Annotated in this window: 23 protein-coding genes; 19 read left to right on the top strand and 4 right to left on the bottom strand. The window is 56.1% G+C overall.

The annotated features are described in order from the left end of the window. The first annotated feature begins 32 nt into the window (after nucleotides 1-32). The 5 genes from FD37_RS06340 to smpB all read left to right on the top strand — a co-directional run bounded on the left by FD37_RS06340 (nucleotide 33) and on the right by smpB (nucleotide 5,704). A complete protein-coding gene (locus FD37_RS06340; protein WP_056964263.1) occupies nucleotides 33-1,589 on the top strand; it encodes a ClC family H(+)/Cl(-) exchange transporter in 1,557 nt (518 codons plus the stop codon). An 87-nt stretch (nucleotides 1,590-1,676) separates the two neighbouring features. Continuing rightward, nucleotides 1,677-1,913 carry a preprotein translocase subunit SecG gene (gene secG, locus FD37_RS06335; RefSeq protein WP_045807083.1) on the top strand — a complete coding sequence of 79 codons (237 nt, stop codon included), beginning with the start codon at nucleotides 1,677-1,679 and terminating at the stop codon, nucleotides 1,911-1,913. Between the two features lie 115 nt (nucleotides 1,914-2,028). After that, nucleotides 2,029-2,778: an alpha/beta hydrolase gene (locus tag FD37_RS06330; RefSeq protein ID WP_045807084.1), complete on the top strand. Its 750-nt coding sequence runs from the start codon at nucleotides 2,029-2,031 to the stop codon at nucleotides 2,776-2,778. A 13-nt stretch (nucleotides 2,779-2,791) separates the two neighbouring features. Further along, nucleotides 2,792-5,215, top strand: coding sequence for a ribonuclease R (gene rnr / locus FD37_RS06325; protein WP_045807085.1), 2,424 nt, complete (start codon nucleotides 2,792-2,794; stop codon nucleotides 5,213-5,215). Between the two features lie 15 nt (nucleotides 5,216-5,230). Next, nucleotides 5,231-5,704, top strand: a complete 474-nt coding sequence (gene smpB / locus FD37_RS06320) for an SsrA-binding protein SmpB (protein WP_045807086.1) — start codon at nucleotides 5,231-5,233, stop codon at nucleotides 5,702-5,704. Between the two features lie 107 nt (nucleotides 5,705-5,811). Here the strand turns inward: smpB and FD37_RS06315 are convergent, their stop codons facing one another. Next, a complete protein-coding gene (locus tag FD37_RS06315; RefSeq protein ID WP_045807087.1) occupies nucleotides 5,812-6,363 on the bottom strand; it encodes an LURP-one-related/scramblase family protein in 552 nt (183 codons plus the stop codon). A gap of 113 nt (nucleotides 6,364-6,476) precedes the next feature. Between FD37_RS06315 and FD37_RS06310 the strand changes: the two genes are divergently transcribed. The 4 genes from FD37_RS06310 to FD37_RS06295 all read left to right on the top strand — a co-directional run bounded on the left by FD37_RS06310 (nucleotide 6,477) and on the right by FD37_RS06295 (nucleotide 9,352). Continuing rightward, a complete protein-coding gene (locus FD37_RS06310) occupies nucleotides 6,477-7,208 on the top strand; it encodes a uracil-DNA glycosylase (protein WP_045807088.1) in 732 nt (243 codons plus the stop codon). Between the two features lie 31 nt (nucleotides 7,209-7,239). Further along, nucleotides 7,240-8,217 (top strand): phosphate acetyltransferase, encoded by a 978-nt coding sequence (gene pta / locus FD37_RS06305; RefSeq protein ID WP_045807089.1) that lies wholly within the window; start codon nucleotides 7,240-7,242, stop codon nucleotides 8,215-8,217. A gap of 144 nt (nucleotides 8,218-8,361) precedes the next feature. Then, complete coding sequence (tsaE, locus tag FD37_RS06300; RefSeq protein ID WP_056964261.1) at nucleotides 8,362-8,838, top strand: tRNA (adenosine(37)-N6)-threonylcarbamoyltransferase complex ATPase subunit type 1 TsaE; 477 nt, start codon at nucleotides 8,362-8,364, stop codon at nucleotides 8,836-8,838. Next, nucleotides 8,831-9,352, top strand: coding sequence for a GNAT family N-acetyltransferase (locus tag FD37_RS06295; protein WP_056964259.1), 522 nt, complete (start codon nucleotides 8,831-8,833; stop codon nucleotides 9,350-9,352). The genes tsaE and FD37_RS06295 overlap by 8 nt, the downstream gene beginning before the upstream one ends. Before the next feature lie 587 nt (nucleotides 9,353-9,939). Here FD37_RS06295 and FD37_RS06290 read toward each other — a convergent pair. Both FD37_RS06290 and FD37_RS06285 read right to left on the bottom strand, forming a co-directional pair. Then, nucleotides 9,940-10,476, bottom strand: coding sequence for a 3'-5' exonuclease (locus tag FD37_RS06290; RefSeq protein WP_045807092.1), 537 nt, complete (start codon nucleotides 10,474-10,476; stop codon nucleotides 9,940-9,942). Nucleotides 10,477-10,525: 49 nt separating this feature from the next. Continuing rightward, nucleotides 10,526-11,293 carry an exodeoxyribonuclease III gene (locus FD37_RS06285; protein ID WP_045807093.1) on the bottom strand — a complete coding sequence of 256 codons (768 nt, stop codon included), beginning with the start codon at nucleotides 11,291-11,293 and terminating at the stop codon, nucleotides 10,526-10,528. Between the two features lie 306 nt (nucleotides 11,294-11,599). Between FD37_RS06285 and murB the strand changes: the two genes are divergently transcribed. Beyond that, nucleotides 11,600-12,514 (top strand): UDP-N-acetylmuramate dehydrogenase, encoded by a 915-nt coding sequence (murB, locus tag FD37_RS06280; protein WP_056964257.1) that lies wholly within the window; start codon nucleotides 11,600-11,602, stop codon nucleotides 12,512-12,514. 21 nt (nucleotides 12,515-12,535) lie between these two features. Beyond that, nucleotides 12,536-14,671, top strand: a complete 2,136-nt coding sequence (locus FD37_RS06275; protein WP_056964256.1) for a cation:proton antiporter — start codon at nucleotides 12,536-12,538, stop codon at nucleotides 14,669-14,671. A gap of 215 nt (nucleotides 14,672-14,886) precedes the next feature. Here FD37_RS06275 and FD37_RS06270 read toward each other — a convergent pair whose 3' ends face one another. Next, nucleotides 14,887-15,549: a DUF1361 domain-containing protein gene (locus FD37_RS06270; RefSeq protein ID WP_045807096.1), complete on the bottom strand. Its 663-nt coding sequence runs from the start codon at nucleotides 15,547-15,549 to the stop codon at nucleotides 14,887-14,889. A gap of 254 nt (nucleotides 15,550-15,803) precedes the next feature. Between FD37_RS06270 and cdaA the strand changes: the two genes are divergently transcribed. The 8 genes from cdaA (at nucleotide 15,804) to FD37_RS06235 (ending at nucleotide 25,610) form a co-directional block, all read left to right on the top strand. Then, nucleotides 15,804-16,652 (top strand): diadenylate cyclase CdaA, encoded by an 849-nt coding sequence (cdaA, locus tag FD37_RS06265; RefSeq protein ID WP_045807097.1) that lies wholly within the window; start codon nucleotides 15,804-15,806, stop codon nucleotides 16,650-16,652. Beyond that, nucleotides 16,652-17,614, top strand: coding sequence for a CdaR family protein (locus FD37_RS06260; protein WP_045807098.1), 963 nt, complete (start codon nucleotides 16,652-16,654; stop codon nucleotides 17,612-17,614). The genes cdaA and FD37_RS06260 overlap by 1 nt, the downstream gene beginning before the upstream one ends. Nucleotides 17,615-17,648: 34 nt before the next feature. Beyond that, nucleotides 17,649-19,007 carry a phosphoglucosamine mutase gene (glmM, locus tag FD37_RS06255; protein ID WP_056964254.1) on the top strand — a complete coding sequence of 453 codons (1,359 nt, stop codon included), beginning with the start codon at nucleotides 17,649-17,651 and terminating at the stop codon, nucleotides 19,005-19,007. A gap of 271 nt (nucleotides 19,008-19,278) precedes the next feature. Further along, on the top strand, nucleotides 19,279-21,093 hold the full coding sequence (gene glmS, locus FD37_RS06250; RefSeq protein WP_045807100.1) for a glutamine--fructose-6-phosphate transaminase (isomerizing): 1,815 nt from the start codon (nucleotides 19,279-19,281) through the stop codon (nucleotides 21,091-21,093). Between the two features lie 703 nt (nucleotides 21,094-21,796). Then, nucleotides 21,797-21,919: a hypothetical protein gene (locus FD37_RS13205; RefSeq protein ID WP_263640590.1), complete on the top strand. Its 123-nt coding sequence runs from the start codon at nucleotides 21,797-21,799 to the stop codon at nucleotides 21,917-21,919. 190 nt (nucleotides 21,920-22,109) lie between these two features. Continuing rightward, entirely contained in the window at nucleotides 22,110-22,814 is a 705-nt protein-coding gene (locus FD37_RS06245) for a glucosamine-6-phosphate deaminase (RefSeq protein ID WP_045807129.1), read from the top strand. Nucleotides 22,815-22,915: 101 nt separating this feature from the next. Beyond that, entirely contained in the window at nucleotides 22,916-24,343 is a 1,428-nt protein-coding gene (locus FD37_RS06240; protein WP_045807102.1) for a glucosaminidase domain-containing protein, read from the top strand. Nucleotides 24,344-24,524: 181 nt separating this feature from the next. After that, a complete protein-coding gene (locus tag FD37_RS06235) occupies nucleotides 24,525-25,610 on the top strand; it encodes an ABC transporter ATP-binding protein (RefSeq protein ID WP_056964252.1) in 1,086 nt (361 codons plus the stop codon). Nucleotides 25,611-25,827 lie beyond the last annotated feature (217 nt).

The raw sequence follows: 25,827 nt of genomic DNA, 5'->3' as shown, positions 1-25,827 counted from the left end.
AGTCTCTAGAAGAAATCTGGGGGCATGTATTGATGAACGAGAAGCACACGACGCAACGGGACTTCACCCGCCTGCGAGCAATTGGCTTTGGGAGCCTAGTGGGGTTAGGGGCCGGCTGCGTGGTCAGCTTGTTTCGCCTATTAATTGAACATTCGTTACGCATTATGCAGGTCGTCTACGGATGGCTGGGACACCATCCCGGCTGGTTACTTCCGTGGGCGGTCCTTTTGGTGTTAGTGGCCCTGTTGATCGGCCACTGGGTCAAGCAAGAGCCGATGATCAAGGGCTCGGGGATTCCACAGATCGAGGGTCAGTTGGCCGGCGACGTGGATTATGCCTGGTGGCCGGTCCTCTGGCGGAAATTCGTCAGCGGCGTTCTGGGCATTGGTGCGGGGCTCTTCTTAGGTCGGGAAGGTCCTTCGATTCAACTGGGCGGAACCGTTGCCCAGGGGATGGCGGCCCACTGGCACTTTACGGGTCGGCGCCGGCGCCTCTTTATTGCCGGCGGGGCCGCGGCCGGTTTGTCCGCGGCGTTTAACGCGCCAATCGCCTCAACGCTATTCATCCTGGAAGAGGTCTACCACAGTTTCTCAACGCTGGTCTGGGTCACGTCGCTGACCAGCGCCGTGGTGGCCGACTTCGTTTCCAGCGAGGTCTTTGGCCTGACACCGGTCCTGCACATCGCCTACCAGCACGCCTTACCGCTCAAATATTACTGGCTCCTGCTGGTGCTGGGCGTCGTCTTGGGCCTGCTGGGGGTCGTGTACCAGCAGGGGACGCTTCACGGCGGCGCTCTGTATGCACGGTTGAAATGGTTGCCCCGGCGCTTCGACGGGGTGGTCCCGTTCCTGCTGGTGATTCCCGTGGGCTTACTTTGGCCCATCACGTTGGGTGGCGGGAACCAGCTGATCGTGACCTTCGCGCAAAAAACGCCCTTATTATTGCCATTAATTGGGTACTTTGTCCTACGGCTGATTTTTTCCATGATCAGTTATAACTCCGGCTTGCCCGGGGGCATCTTCCTGCCCATCCTGACGTTGGGCGCGCTGCTCGGGGCCATCGGGGCGCGGAGCTTTAACCTCTTGGGCCTGTTACCCGTCGCTTACATTGCTAATTTTATGATCTATGCCATGGCGGGCTATTTTGCCGGGATCTCCAAGGCCCCGTTTACCGCGATTCTGCTGATCACCGAAATGGTCGGGAGCCTGGGGCACCTGTTGCCCCTGGCAGTGGTGTCGATCATCGCGTACATCACCGTCGACTTGCTGGGCGGTGCGCCCATCTATGAGGCGTTGCTGGAGCAGATGGTCACGCCCGCCAACCCGAGTGCTCAGGGGCTTAGCGACCGCGTCGAGTTCCCGGTGGGCGAAGATTCGGCCTTGGCCGGTGTTCAGGTGCGAGACGTTACCTGGCCGAAAGACGCGTTACTGACCAGTGTTCACCGGGGAGAACGTCAGGTGATTCCGCATGGGGATACCCTGATTCGCGCCGGGGATATTTTGGTCGTATTGACCTATCAGCACAACCGGGCTTACGTACGGCAGGAATTACGACGATTAGCGACTTTGCCGCCGCATTTTCAGGATTGACCGGGGCTGGGGCTGGTAAAAAGCCGCTGATTATGATAGATTAGGGAGAGTATAGTTAGACCTATTCGATAGGTAGGAGGCAAATTTGTGTATAATTTTTTAATGACCTGTATTTTAATTGTTAGTGTTCTGATCATTATCGCAGTTATGATGCAGCCCGCTAAGACGAACGACGCACTGTCCGCTTTATCCGGTGGTGCGGACGACCTGTTTGCGAAGCAAAAACCCCGGGGGTTTGAAGCGTTCATGCAAAAGGTCACGGTTGTCTTAGGTGTGATTTTCTTTGCACTGGCAATGGCTTTAGTATATCTTTCTTCACATTAGAGATTTAAGCCTCCTGTCCACTCTATACAGGAGGCTTTTTATTGAAATTGGCGGTTTTTTCGCCGTCAACTAACTTAATTCAGACTATTTCGATAGCGGAAAGTGGTGGTTTTACATGATTCGAAAACCAACCCCGCTCTTCTTCGAGCAGGGTCCTCACGCAGTCATCTTGCTGCACGCCTATTCGGGTAGTTCTAACGACATGCGCTTATTAGCGCGACGATTAGAAAGCGAAAACTATACGGTATTGGCGCCCATCTTCACGGGGCACGCCACGGGGGAACCGGCGGATATCTTACGCGACGGGTCCCCCCAGAAATGGTGGCAGGATACCCAAGCGGCGATTCAGCAGTTGCGGGATCGCGGGTATCGGCAGATTGCCATCTTCGGTCTTTCGTTGGGCGGGTTGTTCGCGACCCGGGCGCTGATGGAAGATCCAGACCTAGTCGGCGGGGGTACGATTGCGTCACCCGTCATTTTTAAGGGACAGACCAACGTCCCGACTGCGTTCATTCAGATGGCGCAGGCCACTTACCAACAACAGGGTATTGTTGGCACGGTCCAAACGCAAAAGCTCGCGTGGTTGCAGGCCCACTTGGCCGCGCAACTCACGGCGATTCAGGCGTTTGCGGACACCACGGCGACGCACCTTGAACGGGTGCACCAACCGGTGTTCATTGCCCAGGGAACGGCCGATCAGATGATCGATCCCCGTTCGGGACAGTGGCTCGCAGCGGGTTACCCGCAGGACCAAATTGACTTTCATGAATATCCCAACGCCGGCCACGTGCTGACCGTCAACTCGGCCCATCACGCGTTGGAAGAGGATATCTTAGCGTTTTTACACCCAATCTTTGAAAAATAACGAGGAATCGATAGTGCAAGATAATTTAAAAAATGATTTAACCGCGTTTTTCCGCGCACATGCGGATGAAACCTATACCGTTGAAGGCATCTCGGATGCCTTACATTACCACGGTTCAGCCGCCTTTAAGCTGATCGTGCAAGAACTCGCGCAATTAGAGCGCGATGGGCTGGTCCAGGTCACCGACCGGGGCCACTTCCAGTTGGACCCGAGTCAAAAGATCCTGACCGGGACGTTCCACGGCAACGACAAGGGCTTTGGCTTTGTCCAATACGACCCCGATAAGATCGAACCCGACGCTTACATCGCGCCGGACAACACCATGCGCGCGTTGAACGGCGACACGGTCAACATCGAAATCGTGCGGGCCGGCGACCCCCGTTCGGGCAAGGGCCCGGAAGGGAAAGTCGTGGCGATCACCGAGCGGCATTACGAACAGGTCGTGGGGGAATTCCTGCAGACCGACGACGATGCCGGCTACGTGGGTCAAGTTCGCCTGACCGACAAGAAGTTACTGAAGTACAAGTTTTACGTGACCGACGTGGGGCTGACCCCCACGCCGGGTGAAGTGGTGACGGCTGAAATCACCGAGTACCCGAACGACGCCCATCCGGACGCCATGGTGGGGATTGCCAAGCAGGTCATCGGGAGCGTGGACGATCCCGGTATCGACATTCTGCAGATCGTTTACCAACACAATATTCCGGCTGAATTCCCCGAAGAGGTCATGCAGGCCGCGGACGAGATTCCGGACCACGTGCTGCCCGAAGAAATGGCCGGTCGTGAAGACGTCACCGACCAAGACCTGGTCACGATTGACGGCGAGTCCTCGAAAGACTTGGACGATGCGGTCACGGCCTGGAAGCTGCCTAACGGGAACTACCACCTAGGCGTCCACATCGCGGACGTGTCCCACTACGTCAAGGAAGACTCCATCATCGACAAGGAAGCCTATAAGCGGGGGACCAGTGTCTACCTGACCGACCGGGTCATTCCAATGCTGCCACGGCGGCTGTCCAACGGGATTTGTTCCTTGAACGAAGGCGAATTGCGGTTATGCATGAGCTGTGAAATGGAAATCGATGGGGAAGGGAACGTGGTCAAGCACCGCATCCACCCATCCGTGATGCGCTCCAAGGCGCGGATGACCTACACGGCCGTGAACCAGATCCTGGAAGCCCACGATCCCGTGACCATGGATCGTTACAAGAACCTGGTCCCAATGTTTGAGACCATGGGAGACTTACACCGGGTTCTCTTGAAGCACCGGAAGAACCGGGGAGCCATCGACTTCGATGACCGCGAAGCGGAAATCATCTGTGACGACCAAGGCCACGCCATTGACGTGCGTTTACGGACGCGGGGCCTGGCAGAACGGATGATCGAATCCTTCATGCTGGCCGCCAACGAAACCGTGGCGGAACACTACTTCCGGGCAAAGGTCCCATTCCTTTACCGGGTCCACGAAACGCCAGATGGCGACCGGGTACGGAGTTTCTTCGAATTCCTGACCGCCTTTGGAATCAACGTGAAGGGTGACCCGAACCACTTGCGGCCAAAGATGCTGCAAGGGGTCCTGAAGCAGGTTGCTGGCAAGCCGGAAGAGGCCATGGTCTCGGTCATGATGCTGCGGAGCTTGAAGCAAGCCCGTTACAGTGACCAATCCCTGGGCCACTTTGGGTTGGGTGCGCAATTCTACACCCACTTTACCTCCCCAATTCGGCGGTACCCTGACACCATGGTGCACCGGATGATCCACTACTACGCCGACCACGGAATCAATCAGGATTCCAAGGAGAAGTTTGGGCCAATCTTGGAAGAGATCGGCACGCACACGTCCGAAATGGAACGGCGGGCGATCGACGCCGAACGGGACACCAACGACATGAAGATGGCTGAATACATGGCCGATCACGTGGGTGAAGAGTTCGATGCCGTGGTCAGTTCCGTGATGAAGTTTGGGATGTTCGTTGAACTGCCTAACACCATCGAAGGGCTGATCCACATTAGCCGGATGCAGGATGACTACTACGAATACGTCGAGAAGTACCTGGCCTTGGTTGGGCGCAACACGCGGCGGACGTACCGAATCGGTCAAGCGATTCGGGTGAAGGTCGTGCACGTGGATAAGGAACAAAGCGAAATCGACTTTGACTTATTGGATCCCGAAAAGGCGCCGGTCAGTGACCTCTTGCCTCACCGGGAACACCGCTCTCGTGGGGGCCGTTTCGGCAACAACGGCCGAAACAACCAGCACGGTGGCGGCAACCGCAATGGCGGGAACAACCACGGCAACGGTGGCAACCGGAACGGCAACCACCGTGGTGGGGGCAATGGCCAACACCGCAGCAACAATGGTAACGGCAACCAACACCGCAACACTAATCAACGGGGCGGTCAACACCGGAATGGTAACCAAAACGGTGGCCGTCACTAAGCGAGGTGAACACACTTGGCTAAAAGTAAATCCAAGAAAACGCCGGACAACCTCCTAGCTCAAAACCGCAAGGCCCGTCATGATTATGCCGTGACCGACACGGTCGAGGCCGGGTTAGTGTTGACCGGAACTGAAATCAAATCGATTCGGGAACGCCGAATCAACCTGCAGGATGGGTTTGCCCAGATTCGCAACGGGGAGGCCTGGTTGATGAACGTCCACATCAGTGAGTACGTTCAGGGGAACCGCTTCAACCACGACCCGTTACGAAACCGCAAGCTCCTACTGCACAAGAAGCAGATTACCCGGTTGGGCTTAGCGACCCAGGATAAAGGGGTCACCCTGATTCCGCTAAAGGTCTACCTGAAGCACGGGTTCGCCAAGGTCCTCTTAGGGGTCGCCCATGGGAAGCGCGAGTACGATAAGCGTGAATCCCTGAAGCGCCGCGAACAGGACCGGCAAATCGCCCGGGTCATGAAGCATTATTAAGAAGGCGCCGCAACGTAGCTAGGAGCCGCGATTCAACGGAACCAGCCGTTGTGAAACGCCAGAACTGAAAAAGCGTCCGGGACAGCAACTCGTCCCGGACGCTTTTTTTAATCATGATGTGTTTGAAATGGGGCGACCTCGCCGGATAAGCCGGGGGTCCAGCCCCGGTGTTTCAATGGGCTGAGGCTGTGCTGCGGACGCTTGGCCCACCGGTCGAGAATCGCTGCCAGGCAGACGACCAGCGCCTCGTGGTCGGGCTGGTCGACGGTCAGAACTAAAGTCTGGTCACGCTGGTCGACCCGTTGGATGGTAGCAATCAGTGCCCGCCCGTGGTAGATGCGAAAACCACCGGTGGTGAGGGTCCCCATGACCACCCAGTTGAGCCCCCGAATGAAGAGCACTTCGCGAATCAGGCCGAACGTTTTGTTGACGCGGCCGACCGTTTGTCGGTGGTAGATTAGGCGGAAGCGGGGGAGTAACCCCAACGATTCCTGCCGGACCTCGGCCTCCAGGGACCCGTCAATCAGGTAGACGGTCAGGACGTCCGCCCGTAACCCCCACTTGCCGACCAGCAGGTAGCGGGATTGATTATCGGCATCCCGGATGACCGTGGTCGCGCGGGCCGATAGTGCGGCTTGATTGAGATACAGTTGACGCATGAGACGGGACACCCCCTTGAGACATTTTCTTCATTTTACCATGTTTCCTCCGCAACAAACGATAATATCATTTCTGAAAACAATATGATAGAATAAAGCGTGAGGTGTTGGGAATGAAACCGTTTATTCATAATGATTGGTGGCCGGTCCTGGAACCGGAATTTGAACAGGATTATTATCAGGAGCTCCGGAAATTTTTGGTGGAGGAATATCAACACTACCGAATCGATCCGGACATGTACCACATCTTTACCGCGTTCGATTGGACGCCGTTTAGTCAGGTCAAAGTTGTGATCCTGGGACAGGATCCGTACCACAATCCGGGCCAGGCGCACGGCTGTAGTTTTTCCGTGCTGCCCGGGACCAAGTTACCGCCGTCATTAGTGAATATTTATAAGGAGCTACAGAGTGACGTGGGGTGTACCCCCGTGCAACACGGCTACTTAAAAAAGTGGGCCGATCAGGGCGTCTTGCTCTTGAACTCGGTTCTAACGGTGCGCGATGGGGCCGCCTTCTCCCATAAGGGACACGGGTGGGAGCGTTTGACCGACGCAGCCATCGCCAAGCTTTCCGCCCGGCCCGAACCAGTGGTCTTTATCCTCTGGGGGCGCGCGGCCCGGTCGAAGATCAGCCTGATTGACACCAAGACCAATATCGTCTTGCAGTCGGCCCATCCGAGTCCGTTGTCCGCGAACCGGGGCTTCTTCGGATCGAAGCCGTTTTCCAAGACCAACATCGCACTGACATCATTAGGCGAGACGCCCATCGATTGGCAGCTTCCGGAACACGTAAGCGTCGATCCAGGGGGTCCGCAAACCAACCCGACACAAGCAGAAGAGAATTGATTCGTGGGATATTTTATGGAGGTCATCATCTATGGAACTTTTTGATAGTCTCAAGCAAAAAATCACTGGTCAAAACAAAACCATCGTCTTTCCTGAAGGGGAAGATGCACGGGTCTTAGGCGCCGCTAGCCGCTTAGCCGCCGACGGGCTGATCAAGTCTGTTGTCTTAGGCAAGCAGAGCGAAATCGAAGCCACGGCCAAGAGCCACGACATCGACCTAGCCCCGTTATCGATTCTGGACCCAGAAAATATTCCTGCCGACCAGCACCAAGCGATGCTGGATGCCCTGGTGGAACGGCGGAAAGGTAAGAACACGCCGGAACAAGCCAAGGAAATGCTCAAGGACCCGAACTACGTCGGCACCATGATGGTCTACATGGACCAAGCCGATGGGATGGTCTCCGGTGCCGTGCATCCAACGGGGGACACCGTGCGGCCAGCGTTACAGATCATTAAGACAAAGCCGGGCGTTCGCCGGATCAGCGGGGCCTTCATCATGCAGAAGGGCGACCAACGCTTTGTCTTCGCCGACTGTGCCATCAACATCGAATTGGACGCTGCCGGCATGGCCGAAGTGGCCGTGGAAAGTGCCCACACCGCGAAGGTCTTCGACATTGACCCGAAGGTTGCCTTATTGAGCTTCTCCACCAAGGGCTCCGCGAAGGGTGACATGGTCACCAAGGTGCAAGAAGCCACGAAGCTGGCCCATGAATCGGCGCCGGACCTGCCATTAGACGGGGAATTACAATTTGACGCGGCCTTCGTCCCAAGTGTGGGGGCGCAAAAGGCACCGGATTCCAAGGTAGCGGGTCACGCCAACGTCTTCGTCTTCCCAGAACTTCAGTCCGGGAACATCGGCTACAAGATTGCGCAACGGTTCGGCGGCTTCGAAGCCATCGGCCCGATCCTGCAAGGTCTGAACAAGCCGGTCTCCGACTTATCACGGGGTTGCAACGAAGAGGACGTCTACAAGGTAGCCATCATCACGGCGGCTCAATCCTTAGCTTAATTTACTTTTAAAAATCAACCAGATACCTGGATTGCGCTTTATTGGCAATCCGGGTATTATTTGTTACGGGAAAGATGATTCGAATGCGGAATCACGCGGTACCATGAGTCTGCATCAATTTGGTCAAAAAAGGGGTTAACCAACATGTTAAAAATTACGGTCACGAGTCCGGAACAAACGATGGCTATAGGGCGGCAACTAGCACCGGGGTTACAAGCCCAAGACGTCATTCTGCTGGATGGCGACCTGGGTGCCGGCAAGACCACCTTTACCAAGGGGCTGGCGGCCGGACTGGGTATCAAGCGTAACGTGAAGAGTCCGACTTTCACCATTATCCGGGAGTACCAGGGCGGCCGTTTGCCCTTGTACCACATGGACGTGTACCGGTTGGAGGACGGCAGTGGGGATGAATTAGGCCTGGAGGAATACTTCAACGGTGACGGGGTCAACGTCATCGAGTGGTCCCAGTTCATTGCCGACGAGCTGCCGGAGAACTACCTGCGAATCGTGTTTAAACGCGACGACGCTGCCGGTGAGAACCAGCGGACGCTGGCGTTCGAGCCCCACGGGGACCATTTTGCGGCCCTGATTCAGCCATTGGAGGACGGTCAACATGAGTGAGGATGAAGTGGAGATTCGGTTACCAGAAGCCAGTGATGCCGCGCAACTGTTGACACTGCTGACGCGGTTGCAACGGGAGAGTGACACCTTTACGTTGGCCAACGCCGACGATCCCATCAGCGTGAGCCAGGAGGCCGACCAGCTGCGTCAAATCGAGCACAGCGATGCGCACCTGCTCCTGGTGGCAAGCCTGGGGAAGCAACTGATCGGGGTGCTGTCGATTGCCCCGACGCCTCAGGGCAACGTGGGGGAGCTGGGCCTCGCCGTCGAGCAAGCATACTGGCGGCAGGGCATCGGGACCGCCCTGGTCGACGAGGCTCTGTACTGGGCTCAAAGCGCCAGTTCGCTAGAGGCGGTGGGGCTCATCGTGCAGACCCGCAACGTGGCGGCCATGCACCTGTACCAGAAGATGGGCTTCGTGCGGACTAGCACGCCCCCCGAAACGGTCAAGGACGACGCCGGCAAGCCGGTCACGGCCGTGGAGATGGTTTATCCATTGACGAATCAGAACTAGGCTAGAGTGCGCCTCGCGCTTCCGGGCCTGGCAAAAATTGGGCTGGAACAATTCCAGATAGGCGAAACCAATCGCTCCACGCCGGCGAGCAAGCCGGCCGAGGTGGGCACGATTCTGAAGCTCCGCCAAAAACGCGGATCTCCAGAACTCGGCCTTGATGTAACCTGGCAAAGAACACCAGGTAACATCAATTTCACCACGGCCAGCAAGTCGCCTCTGTTGCGCTAACGTGGGAGGCTCACCGTTACTAATCGACTTAATCATTGTCAACATGAAAAAGGACTGTTCACCGACCAAGCAAGTCAGTGAACAGTCCTTTTGAATTGTCACGGTGATACCGATGATGTATGTTCTATTCGAACCGGATGCAATTTTCGATTCAACATCAGTTATGGATGACGACAGTATCAGCTGGAGGGCCTGGCAAAAATGGGCTCAGGGGTGAAATTTGTCTTAGCTGGTGTTTCTTAGCCAGCTTAGACAAAGGCCGGTCTGAGAGACCTGAGTTTCGGGCTCTCAGCCGTGCCCACCCCGTTCCAGCCCAATTTTTGCCGGGCTCAGAAGCGACTGACCTCATCCATGATTTCCTAGGCGTTGACCTTGATAAAGGACTTCAGGGGTTGCGTCCCGAAGTGGTTGGCTTCGTAGAGCAAAATGTTGGCGCAGGCGAGGCTGTCGTCGAGCGCGTTGTGGTGATGGTGCAGGTCGATATCGAGTTCCGCACAGACCGTGTCCAACTTGTGGTTGGGGAATTCTGGGAAGAACTTGCGACTGGTTTTCACGGTGTCCAGGGTCAGGTAACGGGCCGCTGGTAGCCGGTAGTGCTCGAGGCTGCTGCGCAACACCCCGTTATCGAAGGGGGCGTTGTGGGCAATGACCAGGCGGTCGCGTTGAAAGAACGGTGCCACGTGCTCCCAGACCTCAGGAAAGGTGGGGGCGTTGGCCACGTCAGCTTCGTGGATGCCGTGAATCTGGACGTTGCGCCAGAAAAATTCCGTGTCGGGCTTGATCAGCGAGTAGAACTCGTCGACCACCTGACTATTGCGGACGATGGTCAGGGCCAGCGAACACGCGCTGTAGCGTTTTCCGTTGGCCGTTTCAAAGTCCATAGCGACAAAATTCACGATAGGATCTTCCTCTCTCGATAGATAGAATGGTGGGCGGGACCGGCCGCTAGTCGACGTGTAAGCCGTCGACGTCCAGTTCGACCGGACAGTGGTCGGAGCCCATGACTTGGTCTAAGATTTTAGCGTCTTGGAGCTGCTTTTGCAAGCGTTGGCTGGTTACGAAGTAGTCGATGCGCCAGCCGGCGTTGTTGTCCCGGGCGTGGAACCGGTAGCTCCACCAGGAATAGCGGCCGGTGGCGTCGGGGTAGAAGTTCCGGAAGGTGTCCAGGTAACCGGCACCCAGCAGCGTGGTGAACTTCCCCCGTTCCTCGTCGGAGAACCCGGCGTTGTGGTGGTTGGACTTGGGGTTCTTCAGGTCGATCTCTTCGTGGGCCACGTTGAGGTCGCCGCAGAAGATGACCGGCTTTTGCGCGTTGAGCTGGTTGATGTATGTCAGAAAGGCGTCTTCCCAGCCCATCCGGAAGTCCAGGCGCTTCAGCTTGGTCCCGGAGTTCGGCGTGTAGCAGGTCAGCAGGTAAAAGTCGGGGTATTCCAAGGTGATGGCCCGGCCTTCGTGGTCGAAGTCGGGGGCGTCGATCCCGTAGTGAACGCTGAGCGGCTGGTGCTTCGTGAACAGAGCCGTCCCCGAATAGCCCTTGCGTTCCGCGTAATTCCAGTATTGGTAGTACCCGGGCAGGTCCAGGTCGATCTGTCCCTCCTGCAGCTTGGTCTCCTGCACCCCGAAGAAGTCGGCGTCCAGGTCCTGAAAGGTCTCGACGAAGCCCTTCTTCACGATTGCGCGTAACCCGTTGACGTTCCAAGAAATGAATTTCATAATTTTACGCCTCCAACGCATAAGTTGCGCCCCGGGCACTGGTGGTCAGGCCAGGGGCATAATCCATTCCCAGTATACCAGAAAATGCCTTTTCCCCGCTTTCCAGGTGTCTGGCATGTTGTTTGCTGGGGATTCATGCTAAAATGTTCATATGACTGTTAGAGAGTGGGACAAAGGATGATGAGCTGGTGAGTCGTTAGGTCGTCAGCTGCCCTTTGGCGCACGTTTCGGTACCAGGTGTTCGGAAGAAAAACGTCCGAGACGTTGGTCCCAACCCCTGAATATTGGTGAAACGAAGGGAAAACAATGATTATGGAAGATATCGCAACTGTATTTCCAACAATAGAAATTTTACGGCATGAGCCGTTAGCCCATTACACCCACACGAAGACCGGTGGCCCGGCCGACTACCTGGCGTTCCCAACGAACGTGCAGGAGACCAAGTCGTTACTGGCCTACGCGAACCAGGAAAAACTCCCGGTAACGGTGGTCGGCAACGCCAGCAACCTGATCGTCCGGGACGGCGGGATTCGCGGCCTGGTGATGATTCTGACCAAGATGGCCAGCATTACCGCCGACGATGACCAGCACACGGTGACCGCCGCGGCCGGGGCGGCCCTGATCAAGACGACCCAGGTGGCCCAGGCTCACGGGCTGAGCGGCCTGGAGTTTGCCGCCGGGATTCCCGGGAGCGTGGGCGGTGCCATCTTCATGAACGCCGGCGCTTACGGCGGTGAGATCAGTGAAGTCGCCGTGGCGGCCGAGGTCTTGACGCCAACCGGCGAGATTCGGACCCTGAGTCGCGAAGAACTGGACTTTGGGTACCGGCACAGCTCCGTGCAGGACTATCACGACATCGTGTTAACGGCGACTTTTGCCCTGACGCCCGGTGATAAGGGCGCTATTCAGGCGCAGATGGACGATCTGAACGCCCGGCGTGCGGCGAAGCAGCCATTGGACCTGCCGTCGTGCGGCAGTGTCTTCAAACGGCCCGAAGGTCACTATACTGGCCAATTGATTCAGGAGGCCGGGTTACAGGGCCTGAAGTGGGGCGGCGCCCAGGTCTCGACGAAGCACGCGGGCTTCATCGTGAACATCGACCACGCCACCGCCACGGACTACCTGGAGTTGATTCATCACATCCAAGACGTGATCTGGAAGACCGACCACGTCAAGCTCGAAACGGAAGTTCGCATTATTGGCGAGCAACCACAAGACTAATCTTAGAAGGGGGGACCTCATTTGCCCATAGTTGAAGCAGTGATTTTATTGATTGTGTTAGTCCTTTTGTCGAACATCATCAGTCACTACCTCACATTTATTCCGGTCAGTCTGATTCAAATCGCGTTAGGGTTGATTGTGGCCTTGATTTGGCAGTTCCAGATTCAACTGGAAACTGACTGGTTCTTACTCTTGTTTATTGCGCCCTTACTGTATAACGATGGGCGCCGGTTCCCGCGGCGTGAACTTTGGCGCCTGCGAGGACCGATTTTTGCCAATGCCATCTGGCTGGTCTTTTTAACGACCATTCTGGGGGGCTACCTGATTTACCTGTTGATTCCAAAGATGCCGCTGACCGTGGCCTTCGCGCTGGCGGCGATCCTGTCGCCGACCGACCCGGTGGCCGTGCAGTCGATCTCGAAGCAGGCCAAACTGCCGGAGAGCCTGATGCACCTGGTCAGTGGTGAAAGCCTAATCAACGATGCCAGCGGGCTGATTGCCTTTAAATACGCCATTGCGGCGACCGTGACCGGGGCCTTTTCCCTGGGGACCGCGGCGGGCGACTTTGTCTACATCAGTATCGTGGGTTTTTTGGCGGGGCTGATCATCATGACGGCGATTCAGCTGTTAATGGATGTTTTGCGCCGGCAAGGAATTGACGACGTGGTGTTCAACACCGTGCTGCAACTGGCGACGCCCTTCGTGGTCTACCTGGTGACCGAAGAGATCACCCACGCCTCAGGGGTGATCGCGGTCGTGACCGCCGGGGTCCTGTACCACGCGCGGGAAAGCCAAATCGTGGAGGATTCGCCGGAACTTAAACTGGTGACCGAAAAGGTTTGGGACATCATTATCTATTCGTTGAACGGGATCGTGTTCGTGATTCTGGGCATCGAGCTGCCCGTGGCGACCTCGCAGGTCATCAAGGGCGGCCAATTCAATACCAGTGAGGCCCTGTTATTTGCGCTGGGCGCTTGGCTGGTGATTCTGGGTATCCGGATCGTCTGGACCTACGGCTATATCCTGTTTCAACGCCTGCGAAACCGCGGCGAAGAACGCCCGAGCTTCCGCATGGCAGTCTTGTCCGGACTGTCCGGGGTCCGGGGGGCCGTAACCATGGCCGGGGTATTGTCGGTTCCGTTGACGGTCGCCAGTGGGGCCGGGTTTCCGACCCGGGCCTTGATGCTGTTCGTAGCGTCCGGGGTCATCATCATTAGCCTAGTGGCCGCGACCATCACGCTGCCGCTGATTTCGACCAGCAAGCAGCCCCTGCAGACGCGGGCCAGCGTCAGTGACGAAATCACTAACGAGTTGGACCTCGACGACGAGGACGATGACTTTGACGAGGCCGACGAGGTGCGTCAGATCAGCGAGGACGAGGCGCGGGCCTACATCATGCGGCTGGCCATCTCGAAGATTGAGGAATTGCGCCGGCCCAATAATCAGCGGGCCGCCTACGACCTGATCCTGGACTACCAGTTCGTCATTCGGCGCTTGGAAATGAACTACCGGGCCGACCAAGCCATGCAGAAGGTTTTAAACGATGAGTTGACCCTGCGGCAGGTCGCGGTCGAGGGCGAACGGGTCGCGTTGAAGGAACTCCGGCAGGGTGAGAAGATCACCCAGACCACCTACGTGGGGGCCGTGCGGCGAATCGAACGGTTGGAGAACCGGCTCTCACAAGCGTCCGGACATACCTGGCCCAGCGTGGTGCGGTACTGGATCCTGTTCTTCAAGCACCTGTTCCGGAACGCGGCCTACTGGTTGCACTCCGAGGACACCGACCGGCTCCACGCCGAGAGTAACCTGGTCGAGCGGGAAACGGCCAAGGCCGCCATTAAAGCGTTGTCTCAGTACCTCGCGCGCACCGACGTGGACGAGACGCAGTTCGATAACCAGGCCATCTACCACCTGATCGTCAACTACCGTAACCGCATCGAACGGGCCAAGGCGGCCGCGGCACCGTCGCACGAAGAGGAATACCAGCACCAGTTCAACAAGCTGCGGGTGCGGGCTCTGAGTGCCGAACGGGCCGGGATCCAATCCTTACTGGAAGCCGGTAACATTACCTGGACCATGGCCACCCACCTGCGGCAGTACGTCAACTACGCCGAAAATGTGTTGGTCATGTCGTTGAACGATGACGAGGGAAACTAGGACCCGCGTGGTCTTCGTTAAAATCGGCGAAAGTTGTTGATTGCTTTCGCTCAGCTGGGTCGTGACGACCGTGGTCCGGATGTCACCTGATAGCTTTCAATATCATAAAAAAGAGCCCTTACTGACAAGCGTGTCGGTAGGGGCTTTCTTAATGGCGGGGATGCGAGCCCCATTGCATTAAAAACGACTGACCCCAGTCGAGGTCAGTCGCATTGTTACTCATTGTCTTCCGTCGTGCGGGCGGTCATGATTAGGTGGAGAATCCAGTAACAGAAGAGCTGGAGCGCCGTCATCAGCAGCACGAAGATCCAGAGGTTATGGGTCCACATGGTGAGTAACGGGCGGATGAACTGCTCGGGGTTCAAGAAAAGGTAAATCGTGTGGATGCGCAGAAAGCGCCCGATGTAGACGCCGACCGACGACAGGAAGGTCAGGAGCAGGACCACGATCAAGCGCACGATGCCGTTGCCCCGCGCCAGTCGCTGCGAAATGCTTTGACTGACGTAGTTGAGGCTCCAGAAGCCCAAAAAGGCGCATCCCAGGGCGCTGATCATCATGTAGGTAAAGTAGATCCAGATGTGCGAGGTCGCCTTGAGCAGGCCGCTAACGGCGTATGGCTGCAACAGGGAGAGGTGGAACAGGTCCGTCAGGAGATAGGGCGCGTTCGGATAGAACAGCAACCAAATCAGGACCAGGGGCCAGAAGAGCCAGAACGGCCGGGGCTTGTGCGCCCCCAGGTGGAAGCTCAGTTCGATGGGGATGTACCCCAAAAACGTGTTGAGCAGTAAGAAAGAGAAGGGGTCGTGGACCCGAACGTAGAGAAAGCCCAACCACAGCAAAAAGAAAGCTCGGATTTCCCAGCGTGCGCGCCGATTCATAAGCCATCACCTCTCCTTTCTCATTCGATGGATACCTACCTCTATCTTACAGCGGAATGGTGTCCGTTTCCTAGTTAACGCTTTCTATCTTACCAGAAAACGTTACGGGTCTAACTGACTGAGGCCGCTCTTAAGAAATTTTGTAAATTTGGTCACTTTTCTAGCCAGCATTTGCGTGACATTGGGGGGAATTAAGGCGGAAAGATAGGGGCCGTGATATAATGAAATCTGAATTCAATTTGGAGGGGAAAAATGTGAACCTAAATTGGGGAAATCTCCTAACATTAGGAAATTTGGTCAACGTTTTGGACATTCTGGTGGTCTGGTTCGTCATCTACGAACTGATCGTCATGTTGCGCGGAACCAAGGCCATTCAACTCTTCCGGGGCGTTATTTTGATTCTGGTGGTCAAGGTCATCAGTAGCTACTTTGGCTTGAACACGGTCTCTTGGTTAATGGACCAAGTCATCAACTGGGGTGTCATTGCGGTCATTATCATTTTCCAGCCTGAAATTCGTCGGGGGCTGGAACATCTGGGCCGCGGATCGCTCTTTGTGCGGATGCGGCACGAGAATGAAGCCGCCAACAAGATGATTGCGGGTTTGGATAAAGCCATCCAGTACATGTCGAAACGGCGGATCGGGGCGTTAATGACCATCCAGCAGGACACGGGACTGGAGGACTACATCGAAACGGGCATTAATCTGGATGCCGAGCTGACCGGGGAACTCCTGATCAACATCTTCATTCCGAACACGCCCCTGCATGATGGGGCGGTCATCATCCGCAACAACCGGATCGCGGTGGCCGCCGCCTACTTGCCGCTGTCAGAAAGCAACCTGATTCCTAAGGAATTGGGGACGCGTCACCGGGCGGCCGTGGGGATCTCGGAAGTCACCGATGCGTTGACCATCGTGATTTCGGAAGAGACCGGTGAGGTGTCCATCACCAAGAACAATGAACTGCTTCGGGGCTTGACGCAGGAAGACTATCTGAAGTTCTTGCGGCACGAGTTGGTCAACGAAGAGGCGGCGAAGAACCATAACTTCTTGGAGACCGCGCTGGACTGGATCGATAAACGCATTCACGGGGGGCGCAGCTAATGAAAAATGAGCACTACGCGACGTGGCTGTACCGGGTCTTAGCGCTGATCTTGGCCGTCCTGCTGTTCTTTTACGTCAATAGTACCCAGTCGTCGAGCAGCAATCAGACCAACACCGGTAAGACTTCGCTGACCGCCACCAAGACGGTCACGGTCTCGGTACCGTTGCAGTTGAACGTTAACAGTAACAAGTACTTTGTGACCGGCTATCCGGAACGGGTGAAGGTCACGCTGAAGGGCCCGCTCGCGCTGGTCACCACCACGGCAAACACCCAGAACTTTAAGGTGTACGCCGCGTTGAGTGACCTGGGCGTGGGCAAGCATCAGGTCACCCTGCACCAGGAGGGCCTGAATCACGAGATCGAGTCGAGCATCAATCCGGCTAAAATCACGGTGGACATCGAGCCGCGGCGGACGGTCTCGTTCCCGGTCAAGGTTCGGTATAATAAACAAAATATCGCGGCGGGCTACACCGCCGGCACGGCGACGACCGACGTGACCAACGTCAAGGCCACCGGGGCGGCGAACGAGATCGCCCGGGTCAGCCAGGTCATTGCCCAGCTGTCCGTGCCGCAGAACACCAAGAAGACGGTCAATAACCAAGCGGTGATCGAGGCGCTCGACAGCAGTGGCAAGACGGTCAACGTCATCTTGACGCCGTCGACCACGACGGTCAACCTGCCGATCACCTCGGAGGGCGAGAGCAAGACCGTCGATGTGAAGTTAAACGCCAAGAATGGCGCGTCCGGGACGACGTATAAACTAAGTAGCAACGTGACGTCAGTCAAGGCGTTTGGCAGTGCCTCGCAGTTGAAGTCCCTGAGCAGTGTGGCGGTGGACGTCGATGTGAGTGACGTGAAGAGCCAGGCGACCAAGACGGTGACGCTGGATACCAACGACAATCACGTGACCGCGTTTGATCCGGCCACGATTAAGGTGACCGTGAAAGCAACGGCCAATTAACGCAAGTCAAATTTGAGAAATGAGGAATTCTGTCATGAAATACTTTGGAACTGATGGTGTACGGGGCGTTGCGAACCAAGAGTTAACGCCGGAATTAGCCTTTAAGGTCGGCCGCTTCGGGGGCTACGTCCTGACCCAACACGCGGATAGCGAGAACAAGCATCCCCAAGTGCTGGTGGCCCGGGATACCCGGATCTCCGGTCAGCTGCTGGAAAATGCGCTGGTCGCGGGGTTGTTATCGGTCGGCATCGAAGTCTTACGGTTGGGCGTCATCACCACGCCAGCCGTGGCCTACCTGGTCCGCACGCAGGGCGCCGCTGCCGGGGTCATGATCACGGCCTCGCACAACCCGGCTGAATATAACGGTATCAAGTACTTCGGGAACGACGGCTACAAGCTGTCCGACGAGATGGAAGAAGAGATCGAAGCCCTGTTGGACGCGCCGACTGACGACCTGCCCCGGCCAACCACGGACGGCTTAGGCACCGTGGAAGACTACTCCGAAGGCAGCCAAAAGTACATTCAGTTCTTGGAACAAACGATCTCCGACGACCTGAACGGCCTGCACATCGCGGTCGACGCCGCTAACGGATCGACCAGCGGTTTGGTCTCCCGGTTATACGCCGACTTTGACCTGGACTTCGACACCATGGCAACGAACCCGAACGGGGTCAACATCAACGACCAAGTCGGGTCAACGCATCCCGAGAACCTGCAGAAGTTCGTGGTCGACCAGGGCGCGCAAATCGGGTTGGCCTTTGATGGTGACGGGGACCGGTGCATCGCGGTCGACGAACAAGGCAACCTCGTCGACGGTGACAAGATCATGTACATTTGTGGCAAGTACATGGCGGAACACGGCCGCTTGAAGAAGGACACCATCGTGACGACCGTCATGAGTAACCTGGGGATGTACAAGGCCATGGAAGCCCACGACCTGAAGTCTGTCAAGACCAAGGTCGGGGACCGTTACGTGGTCGAAGAGATGCTCAAGTCCGGGTACAACCTGGGGGGCGAACAGTCTGGGCACATCGTGTTCTTGGACTTCAACACCACCGGGGATGGCCTGCTGACCAGCCTGCAACTGTTGCACATCCTGAAGGCCACCGGCAAGAAGCTGTCCGAGCTGGCCGCCGACGTGACGACCTACCCGCAAAAGCTGGTCAACGTCAAGGTCGCGGACAAGCAAGCGGCCCTGAACAACCCACAGGTGCAGGCGATGATCGCCACCGTTGAAAAGGAAATGAACGGCGACGGCCGGGTCTTGGTTCGGCCTTCCGGGACGGAACCCCTGTTACGGGTGATGGCGGAAGCACCAACCGAGGAAGCCGTGGCGACCTACGTGGAACGAATCGCTGACGTGGTTCGCGCCGAAGTGGGCGTCGCTGAATAAAATGATACGCGAAGCTCTCCAGCAAGGTTGCTGGGGGGCTTTTTTGATCGGTTGGTCACGGGCTTAAGCAAATATTAAAACTATGATATACCATTTTAGATTTTACTAATTGACAACCTCGGGCGAACGCTGTAAAGTATAGTCATTCAGGGATAGCTTTCATGGTGTTTCAGTCTATACCAATTTTCATGGAAGCCAGCATCACAACCTATTAAACTAATCTGAGCCGGGGAGTTTTCAGAAACCCGCCTCAAGCAAAGGAAGAAAAATTATGTGTGGAATTGTTGGGGTTACAGGAAACGATAATGCCGTCAAGATTTTAGTTGAGGGACTTCAAAAGTTGGAGTACCGGGGCTATGACTCTGCCGGAATCTACGTCAACGACCAAAAGGGCAACGACTACCTGGTTAAGACCAAGGGTCGGATCTCGCAATTACGCGAAAAGATCACGCCCGACGTTCACGGGTCGACCGGGATTGGCCACACGCGTTGGGCTACCCACGGGGTCGTTAGCGTGGACAACGCGCACCCGCACTTCTCCAACGATGACCGGTTCTACCTGGTCCACAACGGGGTCATCGACAACTTCCAAGAATTAAAGGCGCAATACTTAAGCGACGTCGCCTTTAAGAGTCAAACGGATACCGAAGTCGTCGTTCAACTGATCGACAAGTTCGCCGTCGAAGAAGACCTGGACGCCAAGTCCGCCTTCCTGAAGACCCTGAGCCTGTTGAAAGGCTCGTACGCCTTCTTGCTGATGGACCGCGAACAACCCGACACGTTATTCGTTGCGAAGAACAAGAGTCCGTTACTGATCGGGGTCGCCGACGGCTTTAACGTGGTCTGCTCCGACGCCATGGCCATGTTACGGGAGACCCACGACTTCATGGAAATCATGGATGGCGAAGTGGTCACGGTGACGCCAAATGCCGTTCACGTTCAGGATGCTGATGGGAACCCGGTTGAACGGAAGACCTACCACGTGGACATGAACGCCGACGAGACCGACAAGGGGACTTACCCGTTCTACATGCTGAAGGAAGTCGACGAACAACCGAACGTGATGCGGAAGTTGGCCCAGACCTACCTGTCCGAACACGGCGAACCTCAATTCGATGAAAAGCTGATCAAGGCGTTACAGGACGCCGACCGCCTGTACATCGTGGGGGCCGGGACCAGTTACCACGCCGGCCTGATCGGGAAGCGCCTCTTCGAACGCCTAGCACACATCCCAACGGAAGTCCACGTGTCGTCCGAATTCGCCTACGAACAACCGATGCTGTCGGACAAGCCGTTCTTTATCTTCCTGAGTCAATCAGGGGAAACGGCCGACAGTCGGGAAGTGTTGGTCAACGTCAACGACGCGGGCTACCCAAGCCTGACCATCACCAACGTGCAGAACTCCACGTTATCCCGTGAAGCGACCTACACGCTGCTGTTGCACGCCGGCCCAGAAATCGCCGTGGCCTCCACCAAAGCGTACACCGCACAAATTGCGCTGGAAGCTATCCTGGCCAAGGCCTTGGGTGAAGTGAAGGACCAAATCGTGGCCCAGAACTTCAACGTGCGGCAACAATTGGGCTTCGTGGCAACGGGCATGCAGGCCATCGTGGACGAAAAGGCCACGATTGAAAAGCTGGCCAACGACTACCTGATGACCTCGAACAAGGCCTTCTACATCGGCCGGGGCATCGACCACGCCGTTTCATTGGAAGCAGCGCTTAAGTTGAAGGAAATCTCTTACGTTCAGGCCGAAGGGTTTGCCTCCGGTGAGCTGAAGCACGGGACGATTGCCTTGATCGAAGACGGCACGCCGGTGATCGGGTTCGTGACGCAGGCCAAGACGGCCGGTCTGACCCGGAGCAACCTGCAAGAGACCATGGCGCGGGGCGCAAAGACCATGACCATCGTGCGCGAAGGCTTAGCCATCGACGGCGATAACCTGGTCTTGCCGGACGTTGACGAGATGCTGATGCCGTTACTGAGTGTGGTTCCAGCCCAATTGCTGGCTTACTACACCAGCTTGAACAAGGGCTTAGACGTGGACAAGCCACGGAACTTAGCCAAGAGTGTGACAGTTGAATAATGGTTCATAACGGGAACCTGGGGCCAACGCCCTGGGTTCTTTTTTGTCGGGTACGGTGGGTGGACGCTCCATGCCGGTGAGCAGGCCGGCTGAGACTGTCATGGATTTGCGGGGTGGCTGGGCGCTGCACACCGGCGAGCAAGCCGACCAAGATTGCGGATGGCTGGCCGCTGCACTGCGCCGAGCAAGATTTCCCGTAGTGGGCACGATTCCGAAGCCTCACAACCCGAGTCTCCGGAACTCGACCTTGTTCTAAGCCGGGAAGGTCCTCCCCGGCTAAGAACAATTTCACTACGGGGAATCAAGTCGGCTCCGTTCCGCTAACAATGTGGTAACTTGTTTTAAGTGTCGTGGCCATCCTACCAGATATCGACAAACGTTCCGGGGATCGGTGTGTTGGACTCATTTCCTGTTACCTTTCTATGACCGGCTATGTCAGCGGAACAGAGGCGACTTGCTGGCCGTGGTGAAATTGGTGTTATTCGGCGTTCTTTGCCGGATTACACCAAGGCCAATCTCCGGAGACTCGTGATTTTCGAGGCTTTGGAGTCGTGCCCACCTCGACCGGCTTGCTCGCCGGCGTGTAGCGAATGGTCCCTCAGTGACGCCTGAATTGTTGATGCCGAATCGAACAGAAATCTTGCACAACCTAACTTTTCGTTATATAGTGTTTCCATAACACCCGGAAAGGGAGGCGACGAACATGAAGTACACGAAACGTGAAAACTCACATAAGAACCAAAAGCAACGCGATGCGACTTTCGAGAAATTCCGGAAGCAGCAGAACGCGTTAAGCGCCAACCGCCGTGGCGATCGGCGGAAATAAACTAGGACGGCACCGTCATACGGGACCGTCTTTTTTATTATCCTCGACAGAATAATAGGTGACTCCCTGATGGGTCTCGCCTTTTGGTATGGGCGAAAAGCTTGCAAAATTGGTCTAGAGCGTTTATAATTGGGCTATACCATTGAGAAGAGAAGGGGAATTTGATATGATGCAACAAGCAAAGACCAACATGCACGTTCAAGTTGTTCAAAATCAGACTGCCGGTGGGTTAGCCGGTTTTAAAGTGTTCGAAAATGCTTTGGACAATGGCGCCCAGGTCCTGGGTCTAGCGACGGGGAGTACGCCAGTGACCATCTATGATGAGTTGGCGGCCAGTGACCTCGACTTCAGTCGGCTAACGTCGATCAACCTGGACGAGTACGTGGGCTTAACGGCGGATCATCCGCAAAGCTACCACTACTTCATGCAGCAGCACCTGTTCAACGCCAAGCCGTTTGCTCACTCCTTCGTACCGGACGGGATGAACCCGGACGCGGACGAGGAGACCCAGCTCTACGATGCCCTGATCAAGGCCAATCCAATCGACCTGCAACTGTTAGGCTTGGGCCAAAACGGCCACATCGGGTTTAACGAACCCGGGACGGATCCGACCTCGACCACGCACAAGGTGGCGCTGACCGAGTCAACCATCGAAGCCAACGCGCGTTTCTTTGACAACGCCGACGAGGTTCCCCGTTACGCGTACTCCATGGGGATTGGCTCGATCTTAAAGGCCAAGCAGATTCTGATGGTGGCTTACGGCGCCGCGAAGGCCGATGCCGTGGCCGCGATGCTGCAAGGACCGGTCACGCCCGACGTGCCGGCCAGCTACCTACAAACGCACCCCAACGTGACCGTCATCTTAGACCAGGCCGCGGCTAGCAAATTGAACTAACTTATCCGAAAAAGCAGTGTGATCCGGCAAGTTTTCTCCCGCCAGTTCCCGGAATTATGGTATTCTGGAGCTGAAACGATTTTAAGGGGGAAACCGGTATCATGATGCGAACAAAACGATGGCTGATTGCGGTGCTGATTACGGGCGCCGGGATTGGCAGTGCGATGGGGTTGACCAGTCATGCGGCGACGACCACCGATCCACAAGGCTTCATTTCCTCGTTGAAGAGCCCCGTCAAAACGGTGGCGAATCAATATAAACTCTACCCGTCCGTCATGATGGCGCAGGCGGCCCTAGAAAGCGCCTGGGGGACCAGTCAATTGACGGTCCAAGCCAATAACTACTTTGGGATTAAAGGGAGCTATAACGGGCAGTCCGTGGCGATGCAGACGGCGGAATACGATGCGAACGGGCAACTGTACTACACCAACGCCAACTTTCGGAAGTATCCGAGCGCCAAGGCGTCAATGACCGATAACGCTAAGCTCCTGCGGAATGGGACGGACTATAACCCGACCATTTACAGCGGGACCTGGCGGGAGAACGCGGCCACCTATGCGGATGCGGCCAATGCGTTGACCAACACCTACGCGACGGCGCCGACCTATGGCGCCAGCCTGATTTCCATCATCAAACAGTACAACTTGGCGACGCTGGATGCGGCCAGTGCGGCCAGCAGCAGTTCCTCGAGCGCGGCTAGCAGCAGTAGCAGTGCGCCCGCGGTGGTTTACGCGACCGCGACTTACCATGGCGCGACCGGCAACCAGTCGGCCCATCTGAGTAGTCGCTACACCAGCTACCGGCTCTATAACCACGTCAAGGGTACCCGGGCCGACGTCACCAAGACGGCCTGGTCCAAGGTCAAGCCCTACGTGGGGCAGACGGTCTACCTCGATATGCGGGGCGTCAAGCAGGACCCGCAGACTGGCAAGAAGACCACCTGGTACCGGATTCGTTTCTCAACCAGTAAATCCGCTAAAAAGTACTGGGTCTACACCAAGGCGCTGACCTTGCCCACGGTCAAATACACCGCGGGGAAGGCGACCGTCAAGCTGAGTACGACCGCGACCGGGAACTACTACGATCACGTCTATAATTCTCCGTACCTGGCGAAGGCTCAGGGCAAATTGAGTGACCTGACGGCTAAGAGCTATGCGGCCGACAATCAGGCGGTCAAGACCCAAGACGGCATCCAGACCACCTGGTACCGCATCAAGGTCGGTGACCAGAAGGTCTGGGTGGCCGCGGCGACCCAGAAGGTCAGTCCCGACTACGATTATGCCGTGTACACGGCGGCGAGCGGTACCAAGAAGCTGGGCAAGTCCTACGCGAAGTACCACCCGTATAACCACGTGAAGAAGACCCACTTCGACCAGGTCACGTTAAAGTGGCCGAAGAAGGCCAAGGTGGGGACCAAGGTCACCATCAACCAGAAGGCGGTCAAGCCGGCCTACAGGACGACCTGGTACCGGATCCAGTTTAGTGGCGACAAAACCAACTACTGGGTCGATGCCAAGGCTTTACAATAAGTGAAGAACCAAGTAGAATGACGTCGTATCTGCGGCGTCATTTTTGCGTATCGCTAAAGAAAGGCGTAAGTCGCGGGGGAAACTAGCCGTTCGGGCTGGTTTTCTGGTATAATATGACAGATTCAGTTCCCCAGCACGGGGGACCGGGAAACACTAAAAAATGCGTTAGGAAGTTTAATTCATGGATAATGCCTATAAAATTAAAGTCCAAAATGTGACGAAAGAGTACGACCTGTACAAGAGTCAGTCCGAAAAGCTGCGGTCGTTTTTCTCGTTGAGTAACTCCAAGGTGCCGCACTTCTGGTCTCTGATGGGGATTTCATTGGAAATTAAACCCGGGGAGACGTTGGGCCTGATCGGGGTCAACGGTTCCGGGAAGTCGACGCTGTCGAACATCATTTCGGGAATCATTCCCCAAACCACGGGGATCGTGGATGTTCGCGGGGATACCTCGATCATCGCGATTGGGGCCGGCCTGCGGGGGAACCTGACGGGACTGGAAAACATCCGCTTGAAGGCCCTGATGCAGGGGCTCACCAATCCAGAGATTGATGCGTTGATGGACGACATCGTGTCGTTCGCCGATATTGGCGACTTCCTGTACCAGCCGGTCAAGAGTTACTCCTCCGGGATGAAATCTCGGCTGGGCTTCTCCATCGCCGTGCACGTCAACCCCGATATCTTGATCATCGATGAAGCGTTGTCCGTCGGGGACGATACCTTCTACCAAAAGTGTGTGGACAAGATCGCCGAATTCAAGGATGAGGGCAAGACCATCGTCTTCGTCAGTCACTCCTTGAAGCAGATCGAGATCCTGTGCGACCGGGTCGCCTGGATCCATTACGGAACGTTGAAGGAAATCGGGGCCACCGACAAGGTCGTCAAGGATTACCGGGCGTTCACCAAGTGGTTCAAGGCCCAGACCAAAAAGGAAAAGAAGCACTTCCAACGGCAGATGAAGGAGAACCAAAAGGCCTTCGACATCGACGCTTACCAGAAGCAGGTCACCGAGGAACGGCAACAGGCCGACCCCGATAACGCCAACGTGGCGGCGGCCGTGAAGAAGGACTTCTACGGCTCGGTCATCAGTGAGAAGATGAGTCTGTCGAACCGGATCTTGACCACGGTGGTGGGGGTGCTGTTCGTGCTGATCTGCCTGGTCAACATCTCCGGTCATTCGGTCAGTCAGGTCGTTGAGCATCCTAGCAGCATTTTCCAACCGGAAACGGTGCTGCACGACCCGAACGCGACGACCAGTACCAAATAATTAGAGAAAAGTTAGAAAACAGATAGATTTCTATCATTTTAAGTGGTATCTTTAGGGTACCATTTATTTATCCCCGATTGGATTTACCCAATGAATTCGATTGAGGCCTATCTCTCATTTGGTCCAAACTAAATAATGGTGGAGGTCAGCAGGTGGCGCCTGCTGACCTCTTTTTTGGGTGCAAGGACCCATTATTAATTTCCCAATATTTACCCGA

Source organism: Levilactobacillus spicheri DSM 15429 (assembly GCF_001435095.1).
Taxonomy (GTDB): domain Bacteria; phylum Bacillota; class Bacilli; order Lactobacillales; family Lactobacillaceae; genus Levilactobacillus; species Levilactobacillus spicheri.
Note: the sequence above shows the minus strand (reverse complement) of the source record. Positions and strands in the feature narration are given on the sequence as shown.

What these genes read in the sequence shown, in the direction of transcription:
- FD37_RS06340 (WP_056964263.1), top strand. Translation starts at nt 33, where the DNA reads ATGAACGAGAAGCACACGACGCAACGGGACTTCACCCGCCTGCGAGCA.
- FD37_RS06330 (WP_045807084.1), top strand. Translation starts at nt 2,029, where the DNA reads ATGATTCGAAAACCAACCCCGCTCTTCTTCGAGCAGGGTCCTCACGCA.
- FD37_RS06315 (WP_045807087.1), bottom strand. Translation starts at nt 6,363, where the DNA reads ATGCGTCAACTGTATCTCAATCAAGCCGCACTATCGGCCCGCGCGACC.
- FD37_RS06310 (WP_045807088.1), top strand. Translation starts at nt 6,477, where the DNA reads ATGAAACCGTTTATTCATAATGATTGGTGGCCGGTCCTGGAACCGGAA.
- pta (WP_045807089.1), top strand. Translation starts at nt 7,240, where the DNA reads ATGGAACTTTTTGATAGTCTCAAGCAAAAAATCACTGGTCAAAACAAA.
- tsaE (WP_056964261.1), top strand. Translation starts at nt 8,362, where the DNA reads ATGTTAAAAATTACGGTCACGAGTCCGGAACAAACGATGGCTATAGGG.
- FD37_RS06295 (WP_056964259.1), top strand. Translation starts at nt 8,831, where the DNA reads ATGAGTGAGGATGAAGTGGAGATTCGGTTACCAGAAGCCAGTGATGCC.
- FD37_RS06285 (WP_045807093.1), bottom strand. Translation starts at nt 11,293, where the DNA reads ATGAAATTCATTTCTTGGAACGTCAACGGGTTACGCGCAATCGTGAAG.
- murB (WP_056964257.1), top strand. Translation starts at nt 11,600, where the DNA reads ATGATTATGGAAGATATCGCAACTGTATTTCCAACAATAGAAATTTTA.
- FD37_RS06270 (WP_045807096.1), bottom strand. Translation starts at nt 15,549, where the DNA reads ATGAATCGGCGCGCACGCTGGGAAATCCGAGCTTTCTTTTTGCTGTGG.
- FD37_RS06260 (WP_045807098.1), top strand. Translation starts at nt 16,652, where the DNA reads ATGAAAAATGAGCACTACGCGACGTGGCTGTACCGGGTCTTAGCGCTG.
- glmM (WP_056964254.1), top strand. Translation starts at nt 17,649, where the DNA reads ATGAAATACTTTGGAACTGATGGTGTACGGGGCGTTGCGAACCAAGAG.
- glmS (WP_045807100.1), top strand. Translation starts at nt 19,279, where the DNA reads ATGTGTGGAATTGTTGGGGTTACAGGAAACGATAATGCCGTCAAGATT.
- FD37_RS13205 (WP_263640590.1), top strand. Translation starts at nt 21,797, where the DNA reads ATGAAGTACACGAAACGTGAAAACTCACATAAGAACCAAAAGCAACGC.
- FD37_RS06245 (WP_045807129.1), top strand. Translation starts at nt 22,110, where the DNA reads ATGCACGTTCAAGTTGTTCAAAATCAGACTGCCGGTGGGTTAGCCGGT.
- FD37_RS06240 (WP_045807102.1), top strand. Translation starts at nt 22,916, where the DNA reads ATGATGCGAACAAAACGATGGCTGATTGCGGTGCTGATTACGGGCGCC.
- FD37_RS06235 (WP_056964252.1), top strand. Translation starts at nt 24,525, where the DNA reads ATGGATAATGCCTATAAAATTAAAGTCCAAAATGTGACGAAAGAGTAC.